This window comes from Tropicimonas marinistellae, from assembly GCF_001509585.1.
GTDB classification, from domain to species: domain Bacteria; phylum Pseudomonadota; class Alphaproteobacteria; order Rhodobacterales; family Rhodobacteraceae; genus Tropicimonas; species Tropicimonas marinistellae.
This window is the reverse complement of record NZ_LNCI01000002.1, coordinates 329,615-341,209: the sequence shown is the minus strand read 5'-3', so window position 1 is coordinate 341,209 and position 11,595 is coordinate 329,615. Positions and strand designations below refer to the sequence as shown.

Annotated in this window: 8 protein-coding genes; 6 read left to right on the top strand and 2 right to left on the bottom strand. The window is 62.3% G+C overall.

From position 1 onward, the window contains the following. Nucleotides 1-44: 44 nt before the first annotated feature. Both ARC39_RS04925 and ARC39_RS04920 read left to right on the top strand, forming a co-directional pair. Complete coding sequence (locus ARC39_RS04925) at nucleotides 45-599, top strand: carboxymuconolactone decarboxylase family protein (protein WP_068110907.1); 555 nt, start codon at nucleotides 45-47, stop codon at nucleotides 597-599. A gap of 74 nt (nucleotides 600-673) precedes the next feature. Then, complete coding sequence (locus ARC39_RS04920) at nucleotides 674-2,152, top strand: NAD-dependent succinate-semialdehyde dehydrogenase (RefSeq protein ID WP_068110903.1); 1,479 nt, start codon at nucleotides 674-676, stop codon at nucleotides 2,150-2,152. Nucleotides 2,153-2,207: 55 nt separating this feature from the next. Here the strand turns inward: ARC39_RS04920 and ARC39_RS04915 are convergent, their stop codons facing one another. Further along, nucleotides 2,208-3,212 carry a TAXI family TRAP transporter solute-binding subunit gene (locus ARC39_RS04915; RefSeq protein ID WP_068110901.1) on the bottom strand — a complete coding sequence of 335 codons (1,005 nt, stop codon included), beginning with the start codon at nucleotides 3,210-3,212 and terminating at the stop codon, nucleotides 2,208-2,210. A gap of 148 nt (nucleotides 3,213-3,360) precedes the next feature. Between ARC39_RS04915 and ARC39_RS04910 the strand changes: the two genes are divergently transcribed. Both ARC39_RS04910 and ARC39_RS04905 read left to right on the top strand, forming a co-directional pair. Continuing rightward, the gene (locus ARC39_RS04910) at nucleotides 3,361-4,710 is read left to right on the top strand and encodes a mechanosensitive ion channel family protein (protein WP_068110898.1); all 1,350 of its coding nucleotides are present in this window, start codon (nucleotides 3,361-3,363) and stop codon (nucleotides 4,708-4,710) included. A gap of 384 nt (nucleotides 4,711-5,094) precedes the next feature. Beyond that, nucleotides 5,095-6,387 carry an MFS transporter gene (locus ARC39_RS04905; RefSeq protein WP_068110895.1) on the top strand — a complete coding sequence of 431 codons (1,293 nt, stop codon included), beginning with the start codon at nucleotides 5,095-5,097 and terminating at the stop codon, nucleotides 6,385-6,387. A gap of 327 nt (nucleotides 6,388-6,714) precedes the next feature. Here the strand turns inward: ARC39_RS04905 and ARC39_RS04900 are convergent, their stop codons facing one another. Then, nucleotides 6,715-7,731, bottom strand: a complete 1,017-nt coding sequence (locus tag ARC39_RS04900) for a LacI family DNA-binding transcriptional regulator (RefSeq protein ID WP_201455714.1) — start codon at nucleotides 7,729-7,731, stop codon at nucleotides 6,715-6,717. Nucleotides 7,732-7,882: 151 nt separating this feature from the next. On the opposite strand from ARC39_RS04900, the gene ARC39_RS04895 reads away from it, so the two are divergent. Both ARC39_RS04895 and ARC39_RS04890 read left to right on the top strand, forming a co-directional pair. Then, nucleotides 7,883-10,222 (top strand): alpha-L-rhamnosidase, encoded by a 2,340-nt coding sequence (locus tag ARC39_RS04895; protein ID WP_201455713.1) that lies wholly within the window; start codon nucleotides 7,883-7,885, stop codon nucleotides 10,220-10,222. Between the two features lie 36 nt (nucleotides 10,223-10,258). Beyond that, the gene (locus ARC39_RS04890) at nucleotides 10,259-11,539 is read left to right on the top strand and encodes an ABC transporter substrate-binding protein (protein WP_068110887.1); all 1,281 of its coding nucleotides are present in this window, start codon (nucleotides 10,259-10,261) and stop codon (nucleotides 11,537-11,539) included. Nucleotides 11,540-11,595: the final 56 nt, after the last annotated feature.

Sequence of the window (11,595 nt, the reverse complement as noted above, 5' to 3'; positions counted from 1 at the left end):
TCGCCAAGACCCACAATTCTCCAGGAGCGATCAGCCATCCCGCCATGCCGACAGACTTCCCCCTCGCCCCGCTCTCGAACGACGATTGGCCACAGGACGTTTCGGACCTGCTGACCGGCTTTGCGGGTGGGCTGAACGTCTACCGGACGATGGCCCATCACCCCGACCTGCTCAGGGCATGGGCCGGGCTGCGCGAACATATCGTCAACCGCTCGGCACTGGGCCGCGAGATGCTGGAGGTCGTCATCCTGCGCACGGGTCATCGGCTGGGCTCGGACTACGAATGGCAGCAGCACGTTCAACGGGCGCGGAAATACGGCCTGTCCGATGCAAGGATCCTGTCCGTACGTCGCGCGCCCAACACGATGGAGCCGGAAGACGCGCTCCTGGCGACCGCGGTCGATGAGCTTTTTGATAAAGCTCGGCTCTCGACGTCCACGGCGACGGCGATAGAGGCCCGTTTCGGCACGACCGGGGTAATCGACCTGATGGCGACCGTCGGTTTCTATTCCACCCTCGGCTTCATCCTGAACACCGCTGGCACCCCGCTCGACGACGACATCGCCGCCGAGCTCGCCGAAAACCCGCTGGAAGGCTGACGGTAATGTGCCCATGGACATCTTGGCCCGCCGCGGCTGGCCACTCCGACCACCCCAACCCAAAGGGATCTCCCATGCTCGACTCGCCCACCAAGATCACCGAACTGCTCAAGGATCCGAGCCTTCTGGCCACCCGCGCCTTTCTCGCGGGCGACTGGTGCGACGCAGATGACGGCCGCAGCTTCGCGGTCACCAACCCGTCCCGTGGCGACGTGATCGCCGAAGTTGCCGATCTCGGTCGCGCCGAGACCGCCCGTGCCATCGACGCCGCCTATGCCGCTCAGAAGGATTGGGCGAGCTGGACCGGCAAGGAGCGCGCCGCGGTGCTGCGGCGCTGGTTCGACCTGATGGTGGAGAATGCGGATGACCTCGGAACAATCCTGACCGCCGAACAGGGCAAGCCACATGCCGAGGCGAAGGGCGAGATCCTCTATGGTGCCTCCTTCATCGAGTGGTTCGCCGAGGAGGCCAAGCGGGTCTATGGCGAGACCATCCCCGGGCACCAGCGCGACAAGCGCATCACCGTGATCTCCCAGCCGATCGGCGTCGCCGCCTCGATCACGCCCTGGAACTTCCCCAACGCGATGATCACCCGCAAGGTCGGCCCCGCCCTCGCCGCCGGCTGCGCCTTCGTTGCCCGGCCCGCAGCGGAGACGCCGCTCTCCGCGCTGGCGCTTGGCGTGCTGGCCGAACGGGCAGGCATTCCCAAGGGTGTGCTCTCGGTGATCCCATCCTCGCGCTCCTCCGATATCGGCAAGGAATTCTGCGAGAATCCGAAGGTGCGCAAGCTCACCTTCACCGGCTCTACGGAGGTCGGCCGCATCTTGTTGAAACAGGCCGCTGACCAAGTCATGAAATGCTCGATGGAGCTCGGCGGAAACGCGCCTTTCATTGTCTTCGACGACGCCGATCTCGATGCGGCGGTCGAGGGCGCGCTGATATCGAAATACCGCAACAACGGTCAGACATGCGTTTGCGCGAACCGGCTCTATGTGCAGGCCGGCGTCTATGATGCTTTTGCCAAGAAGCTCGCGGCCGCAGTGGAGAAGATGCAAGTTGGCGACGGGTTCTCCGAGGGCGCACAGCTCGGGCCGCTGATCAACGAAGCCGCCGTGGAGAAGGTCGAGGAGCATATTGCCGACGCAGTTGCCAAGGGCGGCAACGTGGTAACCGGGGGCGCCCGCCACAATCTGGGCGGGACTTTCTTCCAGCCCACCATCGTAACCGGAGCAACCCGCGAGATGGCCTTCGCACAGGAGGAGACGTTCGGCCCGCTGGCGCCGCTCTTCCGCTTCGAAACCGTCGAGGAGGTGATCGAACTTGCAAACGACACGATCTTCGGCCTTGCCGCCTATTTCTATGCCCGCGATCTCGGGCGGGTGACCAAGGTCTCGGAGGCGCTGGAATATGGCATGGTCGGGGTCAACACCGGGCTGATCTCCACCGAGGTCGCGCCCTTCGGGGGCGTCAAGCAATCCGGTCTCGGCCGGGAAGGCAGCCGGCACGGGATGGATGAATTCCTGGAGATGAAATACATCTGCACTTCGGTCTGACCCGGACCCACACCAGCGATGCCCGCTGGCGGCGCACGGTCTACCCGTGCGCCGACTATTGCAGGCCTTTCTCTTTGAAATACCGCAACGCGCCGCTGTGCAGTGGAGCGCTCAGGCCCTGGGTCACCATCTGGGCGGCAGTAAACTCGCCGAAAGCGGGGTGTGCGTCCTGAAATCCCGGAAGATCGTCGAACACGGCCTTGACCAGTTCATAGACTTCCGTCGGCGATGTACGCGCGGTGGTGACGAGGCTGGCCGCCAGAGCCAGCACGGGCACGGAGTCCCGCTGGTTGGGATATGTGCTTCCGGAGATAGTGGAGGCGAAATAATAGGGGCGCTCCGCGACCAGACCAGTGATGCCCGGACCTTCGACGGGAATGAGTTGGGCACCGCAGGAGGTCAGCAGATCCTCCACTGCGAGGTTTGGATGGGCGATTGTGAAAATCGCGGCATCGATCTCGCCCTCGCAAAGCGCATCCGAGACGTCGCTCGCGTCAAGGCTGGACAGGGCCGGGAAATCCCCTGCCTCCCAACCAACGGCATCCATGACCACTTCCATTGTTGCACGTCCGCCGGAGCCGGGCGGTCCCATGTTGACCCGCTTGCCGACCAGGTCCGCGAAGCGCACAATTCCACTTTCCCGTCCAGCCACCACGGTTAAGGCTTCCGCGTAGATCGCGAAGACCGATCGCAAGGACCGGTCCGGCCCCACGGGCTCGAATCTCTCGTCGCCGAGCACCGCATTGTGGTGCCAGTCGGACTGAACAATCGCGAACGTCGCCGAACCAGTCCGGAGCGCACGAAGGTTGTCTATGGAGCCGCCTGTCTCCTGGGTTAGACACCGAATTCCGTGCTGCCAGCGGTGGGCGTTGATCCGGGCGCAGATTGTTCCCCCGGCGAAGTAATAGACACCGCTGCGATTTCCGGTGGCAATCGATATCAGGCTGAGATCAGGGCCAGCGGCCCGCACGGGCAGGCTGGCGAACGAAACTATCAATGCAAAACTACAAAGCGCCGTCGTGCGCCATCTCCGAAATCTGCCGCCGAAAGTCGTGCCCATATGGCCTCCGCTCCTGCGTGTCCCGCGGTTGTCCTCCGACCGCTCCCAAGTACACGCGATCACCCGGTGGGCTCGGAGGCGATGCCGTATTGATTTCGGCGGGCCACGGCACGGATACTCCCCAAGGAGAATACCGATAAGGGACGACATGGAAAGCTATCAACGACTGATCGATGTCATCGCCCTGGAGAACCTGCGGATGCGCGCGGAATTCTGGGTGCTGTCGGAGGTGCTCGTCTGGTCCACGCTCTGGCAGATTGGCGCTGTGCTCGCGTCCTTCGGCCTCGCCGTGCTTGGCACCCATGTGTTGCGGCCGTGGATGCGCCGCCGCGCCGCGAGTTTGCAGACATCGCACCCGGTTTGGCGCGGCCTGACCTTCGGCGGATTTTCCGTTGTCTACCCGTCGCTGGTTCTTCTCATTGTTCTTGCCGCTATCGCCGTCGCCAGCACGGCCGGCTGGCCGACGCTTCTTCTTCTTACCTCGGCGAATCTCCTGGTTGCGTGGATCGTGATCCGCTTGCTGTCGCGCTTGATCCGCAACGATTTCTGGTCGCGGGTCACCGCTTTTCTGATCTTCGCAATCGCGACGCTGAACATCGTCGGTCTCCTGGAAGCAACAATCGTCTGGCTCGACCAGATCGGCATCCGGCTCGGGAGCATTCACCTGTCGGTGCTCGACGTGCTGACCGGCTCGGTCAAACTCGCGGTTCTCCTGTGGATAGCGCTCGTGGTTTCCCGATTGCTGGAGGTTCAAGTCCAGAATGCACAGGGGCTCACGCCATCTCTCCGGGTCCTGACCGGCAAGCTTCTGCGGTTTGGGCTCATCACCCTGGCCCTCGTGGTGGCCCTGACAAGTGCAGGCATCGATCTCACGGCCTTCGCCCTGTTCTCCGGCGCGCTCGGTGTCGGCATCGGCTTTGGCATGCAGAAGTCGATTTCCAACCTGATCAGCGGCTTGCTGCTGCTGTTCGACCGCTCCATCAAGCCCGGCGATGTTCTCGAACTAAGCGACCCTTCCAACCGGGACGTGCAACTCTTTGGCTGGGTGACGGCGCTGAACGCCCGCTACGTTTCCCTCACCACTCGGGACGGAACGGAATGGCTGGTGCCAAACGAGGAGTTGATTTCGCAACGGATCGTCAACTGGTCGTATAACCACGACAGGCTCAGGCTGCTTACCCCGATCGGCATCTGCTTCGAGTCCGACGTGCGCCTCGCGATGCAACTCGCAGAGGACGGGGCGAGATCCAATCCGCGTGTGCTGTCGGACCCAGCGCCGGTCTGTCGCTTGATGGGGTTCAGCGACAGCACCGTCAATCTGGAGATGCGGTTCTGGATTGACGATCCCACGAATGGCATCATCAATGTTCGCAGCGACGTGCTCGTGGCCATCTGGGACAGGTTCCGTGAACACGGGATCCGAACACCGTTCGGCCATCGAGATCTGCATGTGAAGGATGACTCGGAATTGACCGTAGTCCTGAAGCACCCATCCTGAATGAGACTGGGTCGGGACACGCGGTTCGACGTGAACACGCTGAAACAATCGGATACGCGGGCGCACCGATCAATCTGCTCGGAACCCGAGAGCACGTTTCCGCGGATGCAAAGACCCACAGAAAAGTCACTTGCGGTACATGCTCTGCGAGTGCGACGATCCTCGTGTTCATTTCGAAGAACTGCCGACAAAGGGGTGCGAGGAATTGCTTCAGCGGCGGATTCTGGTGATCGCGTCGAAGGCGGTTGCGTGTACTGTCCCGAATGGTTGGCGAAGGGAGAGCCAACGACTTTTCGTATTGGGCATTTCGGGGTAGCCGTCCGCAGAGGTGGACGTATCCAAGAGCCGTACCCGTCTTGCGTCCCGTCGGGAGAGTATTGAACGATGATCACCCAGTTGGTTCCCGTAAGCGCACTCCTTTTTGGGTCGGCTCTGCTGCTGTTTGCCGGCGGCATGCACGGTCTGGTCCTGCCGGTGCGTGGTTCGGCGGAAGGGTTCTCTGCCAGTTCGCTCGGCCTGCTTGGTACCGGCTGGGCGGTTGGATACGTAATGGGGTGTATTCTTTCGCCCCGTCTCGTGGGTCTGGTCGGACATATCCGCACCTTCGGAACGATGTGCGCTCTGGCCTCGGTGACGATCCTCTTCCAAGCGCTGCTTGTCGAGACTTGGGCTTGGATACCGAGCCGCGCGATATCCGGGTTCTGCTTTGCCGGCGCAGCGATGATCGTCGAATCGTGGCTGAATGACCGGGCAACGCCACAGACACGGGGGACGATTTTCGGGATCTACTCGATGGTCAACCTCAGCGCGATGACCGCAGGCCAGATGGCGATCGCGTTGGGAGATGCGACCGGCTTCGTGTTTTTCGCGTTGGGAGGGATCTTCTATTCCCTCGCGCTCATTCCCACCGCGCTATCGACCTCGCCTTCTCCAGCTCCGCTCACCTCGGTCTCACTCGACCTTAGAGCACTATGGACAAACTCCCCCGTCGCAGTTGCGGCAGTGTTCCTCGTCGGCATCTCGAACGCGGCTTTCGGAACGCTTTCGGCGGTATACGCCGACCAAGCCGGGCTTACCCTGACAGCAATCGCGCTTTTTTCGAGCCTGCCGGTTCTGGCGGGCGCGCTTTCGCAAATCCCCATCGGCTATGCAAGTGATCGGATGGACCGCCGCATCGTACTGATCTTCACGGCCGCGGTCGCGCTCGCGGCGGATCTCGCGTTCATCTTGCTGGCACCGGAAGACCGATGGACGAACCTCGCGCTTGCGTGCTTTTTCGGCGCGGCGATCTTTGCCATGTACCCCATCATCGTCGCCCATGCCAATGACCACGCCCCGCTCGGAACATCGATCCAGGTCTCGGGTGGCCTGCTCATGGTATTCGGGCTCGGCTCGGTTCTGGGCCCGCTCGTGGCCGGCGTGGCGATGTCATCTATTGGCAGACAGGGGCTGTTTCTGACGACAGTCGTGGCCCATGTGCTGCTGGTGCTCTTCACCCTCTGGCGCATCTACCGCAGCCCAGCCGTTCGTGAGGCCGACAAGGGCGCGTTCCATGTGACGCTTTCGGCGCGGGTCGCGACGCCTGAGACTGCGGCGCTGGCCAGCGGAGAAGAAGAGGAGAATCCGCTGGTCATTGAACCGGACGACGCCGCGCCGGCGCCGAAAAACGAGCAGTAAGCGGTAGGGAGTGGGATCGCGGACAATTTCGAACCGGTCTCAGATCGGAACGCGTGGCTGTCCCCGAATACCGCATGGAGACCGCGCCACTCGGCGAGAGCGGTCGCACGGACGAGCCGGCAACTCCGCAGCGGGTTTCGGTCGCGCTCTTGGTTGAAAATGCTTCGGGCCGATACAGGAACGGAGGCGGACAGCAGGTCCTCGACGTTCCACAGCAAAAGTGTGGACAGGATGTTCGACAGCACTGGAAGGCGGGTATCTGTCGGCTAGGTTCGACCTCGTTGACTGCAGACCGATACGTCCTTTGGGGCCTCTGGTTGGCCCCGTTCAACTGCTCGTCCGCTGCACCAGCACCGGATCAACGATATGGTGTTTCGCCCCGGTCCGCCCCGCGATCCTGCTGAGTAGTGTCGCGGCGGAAAGCTTGCCAAGTTCGCCGCCGCATTGATCGATGCTTGTCAGACCAATGAGCGGCAAGGCTGCCTCTGGCGTGTTGTCATATCCCGCAATCGCGAGACGACCGGGAACGTCAATCCCCTTTACCTTTGCGGCATTCAGAAGGCCGACACCGTGTAGATCGCTCCAGCAGAAGACGGCGGTCGGCGGAACGGGAGCGCTCAATAGGTGCCGCAAAATATCCTCCGGGTCCGCCTCCTCCGGCAAATTGCAGATCCGGCTCCTGTTTTCGAGGCCTGCCGACCGCATTGCATCCAGATACCCGGCCTCTCGCTTGTGGAAGACCTCGAATTCCCCGTTCGTATGCGGAAGGCTGACCATGTGAACATCGGAATGCCCGGCGGCAATCAACGCCTCCACTGCCAGCCTCGCCCCGAGCCGGTCGTTGGAATTCACGGTGTCGAATCTTTCCGCAGAGTTCTCGTGATGCCCGATTACGACCATTGGCACCTGGTCCGCGAACCGCGACAGGGATTCGCCGGTGAGTCGCGGCGCCACCAGCACCAGCCCATCGATCCGCATGTCGATCATGGACTCGATCAGGGATTGTTCCAGATGCGCCTGGGCCTCGCTGATCCCGACCAGCATCTTGTAATTGGCCAATCTCAAGGCCGTCTGCACACCGCCGACGACAATCGGCAGGAACGGGTTCGAGAGGTTCACCAGCAGGACACCGATAGCATATGTCCGTCCGCGCATGCCGCGTGCAGCGGTGCTGGGTCGGTAGCCGAGTTTCTTGATCGACGCCTCGACCTTCGCCCGCAACTGGTCGCTGACGCCATAGGCGTTGCGCAAGACCTTGGATACCGCCGCGACGGATACACCGGCGTCTTCTGCAACCGTTCGAATGGTAACCTTCCCTCCCATGGAAGGGCTGCGTTCGGACAAGGATCGCTCTCCTCAATTTCCCTGACACAAGCATTTTCACATCCTCCCTTGTAACGCAATCCGTTTTGTATAATGTTCTACGTAGAACGGTGCACAAATCGATTCGAGCCGCACCGAGCCGGACATGACCGCCTGGGGAGGAGGATTGCACATGCTTCAGAAAACGAGCCTGGGAGCCGTGTCTGGCAGGGGCAGCCGCGATTGGCACGCCGAAATGATCGCCCCCGTGACAGATGCCGGTCAGGGCGAGCGGGCAAGTTTCGTGTCAACGGTATTCGTGGTGCCCGAGGGCACCCGCCCCGTGCTCCATGTCTCCGCACTCGGCCTCTATCGCGCCTTCATCAACGGTGTCCGTGTCGGTGACGACCTGCTGACGCCGGGGTGGACCTGTTATGATGATCGCATTGCGTATCAGAGCTACGACGTCTCCGACCTCGTGGTGGCAGGCGAGAACCGCATCGATATCTGGCTGGGCGACGGCTGGTACCGCTCACCGATCATGTGGGAGGAATCGCGGATCGAGAATTGCTGGGGAGACCGGATCGCGGCAATTGCCGAGATCACCTGCGACGGAGCGGTGATCTGCGCGACCGGCGCAGAGTGGAAGAGCGGCCTCCTCCCGGTAACACGTTCCGGCATCTATCACGGCGAAGACTACGACGCGCGCCTCGACCGGTTCGAAGAGACGGAAGGTGTCGAGGTTCTGGAGTTCGACAAGGTCTTGCTCGTCGCGCAGGAAGCACCCGGGGTCAAGGCGCTGGCACCGTTGGAGCCAATTGAGAAATGGCAGGATGACGACGGCCGGACGATCTACGATTTCGGTCAGAATGCCGGAGGTTTCGTGCGTTTCTCCGTGCGCGGCGAACCGGGCGCGACCGTCTTCATCGAACACTCCGAGGTCCTGGGACCGAACCGGTCCTTCGACAACCGCAACTACCGCTCCGCCCGAGGGGCGCTGCATTACACTCTGAAGGGAGATGGCGAGGAGACATTCGAGCCGCATTTCACCTTCATGGGCTACCGCTATGCGCGGGTGACGATTGGGGGCACGGCCGAAATCACGCAGATCGTCTCCGTACCTATCTCCTCTGTCCCCGAACTGGCTGCCGGGTTCGAATGTGGCGTGGAGGCCGTCAACCGGCTGGTCCAGAATACGATCTGGTCGCAACGCGCCAATTTCATCGAAATCCCCACCGATTGCCCGCAGCGCGACGAACGACTGGGCTGGACCGGCGATGCTCAGGTTTTCGCCGGCACGGCTTGCTGGCTCGCGGATAGCGAGTTGTTCCTGAAGAAGTACCTGCGTGACGTCATGCACGACCAGCGCGAGAACGGTGCAGTTCCGCATTTCTCCCCTGACCCGACACGATTGCATCCGGAGAAGTTCCATGGCGACTGGGCCGGTTCGACCGGCTGGGGCGATGTCATCACGGTAATGCCGTGGCAGCTGTATCTTCACTACGGCGACACGCAAGTCTTGCGGGAGTGTTTCCCGGCGATGGTGAAATGGGTGGACTACCTCTGGGGTCTCTCGGACGGGCCGATCATCCAGCCCAGCTCGGTCTGGGGCGGACACGGGTTCAGCTTTGGCGATTGGCTGCAACCGGTGGGCGACAACCGCAAGCCGCGCCCGACCATCGCGGACGATTGCGCGGCCACGCTCTACCATTTCATATCCACCGAACTCGCCGCCCGCATCGCGACTGTGCTGGGCGAGACGACGGAGGCTGCACGGCTGGACGACCGCGCGACGGCGATCCGGGCCGCCTTTGCGCATGAGTATTTCAGCACCAGCGGCCGGCTGGCCCATAACGACCAGACTTCCTATGCGCTGGCGTTCCTCTACGACCTCGTTCCTGTCCAGCACTACGAAGCGGCAAAGGCCTATTTCCGCTGTGTGATCGAGGATGCGGACTACCTTATTGGCACCGGTTTCATTGGCACGCCCGCCCTACTGCCCGCACTGACAAAGCTCGGCATGGCCGACCTGGCCGAGAGGGTTTTCTTGAACCGAAACGTACCCGGCTGGCTCTACCAGGTGGAACAGGGTGCGACGACGATCTGGGAACGCTGGGATGCACTCGGGCCGGACGGCACGATCTACGACCCCGACATGAACAGCTACAATCACTATGCCTACGGCGCGGTCTGCCAGTGGCTGTTCGAGGAAGTGGCTGGCGTCGCGCCAAGCGCGGATGCCCCCGGCTTCGACAAGGTGCGCCTCTGCCCGACGGTGCTGCCTGAGCTTGGCCATGTCTCCATCTGGCATGACTGCCGCCACGGCCGGATCGAGGCGGGATGGAGCGTCGAGGGGGAGCGTGTGGTCTACAGCGTGACGCTACCGGAAGGCGTTGCGGGGGAGATTCCGCCGGGGATCTTCTCCGGGCTGACGCGCGACGGCGCCCAAGTCGAGGTATCGCCGGAGGGCCTGACACTGCCAGCGGGCCACCACGTTATCGAGTTCGATCTCCAGTTCGGGAACGAAACCTAGCCCCGGCATTGCGCCGGACTTCTTTGGGAGGAAACCATGAAAGACAGATTGTTCCAGACGACCGCCCTGACGGCCGTGTTCGCCGTGTTTGGCGGAGCGCTTGCCGCCCAGGAAATGACGATCTTGGTCGATAACAACCCCGACACGGTCGCCATCACAGAGGCGCTGACCGCCGCCTACACGGCGAAGAACCCCGGCGTGACCTGGGAGGTCGAAGCCCGTGCCGGCGGCGCCGAGGGCGACAATATCGTCAAGACGCGCCTCGCAACGGGCGAGATGGCCGATGTCTTCAACTACAACTCCGGCGCGCTACTGCAAGCCTTGCGCCCGTCGCGCACGTTGGAGCCAATCAACGACATTCCGAACTTCGGCAACCTCCTCGAAAGCTACACCCAGACCGTCTCTGACGGCGACGGGAATGTCTATGGTGTGCCGCATCAGGCCGCCATGGGCGGCGGCATCCTCTATCACGTGCCGACCTATGAGCAGCTTGGTCTCGAAATTCCCACCACATGGGAAGAGTTCATGGCCAACAACGCCCAAATCGCCAGCGAGACGGACAAGGCGCCGATCATCCAGACCTACCGCGATACCTGGACCTCGCAGCTCTTCGTGCTGGCCGATTACTTTAACGTGCAGGCCGAAGAGCCTGACTTTGCGGCACAATACACGAACAACGAGTCGAAATACGCCACGACTCCGGCGGCAAAGAAGGGGTTCGACCGGCTGCAGTCTGCCTTTGAGGCCGGTTACTTCAATGCCGACTTTGGTGCCGCGAACTACAACGACGGCTTGCGCATGGTCGCTACCGGCTCCGGTGTTCACTACCCAATGCTGACTTTCTCGATTGCCGGCATCCAGCAGAACCATCCCGAGCAACTCAACGATGTCGGTTTCTTTGCCCAACCGGGAGACAGCGCGGAAATGAACGGCCTGACGGTTTGGATGCCCAGCACCTACTACGTGCCGAAGGGCGGCGACCATACCGATATCGCCAAGGATTTCGTGAACTTCGTGGCCAGCCCGGACGCCTGCGACATCATCATCGAAGCCGTCGGCGCTTCGGGTCCGCTGCTCATCAAGGGCTGCACCCTGCCCGACGACGTGCCAACCGCGGTTGGTGACATGATGCCCTATTTCGAGCAGGACGGCCGCACCGCGCCGGCGCTCGAGTTCCTGTCGCCGGTGAAGGGCCCGGCGCTGGAACAGCTCACCGTCGAGGTCGGATCGGGCATCCGCGACGCACAAAGCGCGGCCGAACTCTATGACCGCGACGTGGAGAAACAGGCCAAGCAACTCCGCTTGCCGAACTGGTAAGGCCTCCCACCGGTTCGCGCCTGCCCGCGCTGTCTCAGCGCGGGCGCACCTCACCT

What these genes read in the sequence shown, in the direction of transcription:
- ARC39_RS04915 (WP_068110901.1), bottom strand. Translation starts at nt 3,212, where the DNA reads ATGGGCACGACTTTCGGCGGCAGATTTCGGAGATGGCGCACGACGGCG.
- ARC39_RS04905 (WP_068110895.1), top strand. Translation starts at nt 5,095, where the DNA reads ATGATCACCCAGTTGGTTCCCGTAAGCGCACTCCTTTTTGGGTCGGCT.
- ARC39_RS04910 (WP_068110898.1), top strand. Translation starts at nt 3,361, where the DNA reads ATGGAAAGCTATCAACGACTGATCGATGTCATCGCCCTGGAGAACCTG.
- ARC39_RS04890 (WP_068110887.1), top strand. Translation starts at nt 10,259, where the DNA reads ATGAAAGACAGATTGTTCCAGACGACCGCCCTGACGGCCGTGTTCGCC.
- ARC39_RS04925 (WP_068110907.1), top strand. Translation starts at nt 45, where the DNA reads ATGCCGACAGACTTCCCCCTCGCCCCGCTCTCGAACGACGATTGGCCA.
- ARC39_RS04895 (WP_201455713.1), top strand. Translation starts at nt 7,883, where the DNA reads ATGCTTCAGAAAACGAGCCTGGGAGCCGTGTCTGGCAGGGGCAGCCGC.
- ARC39_RS04920 (WP_068110903.1), top strand. Translation starts at nt 674, where the DNA reads ATGCTCGACTCGCCCACCAAGATCACCGAACTGCTCAAGGATCCGAGC.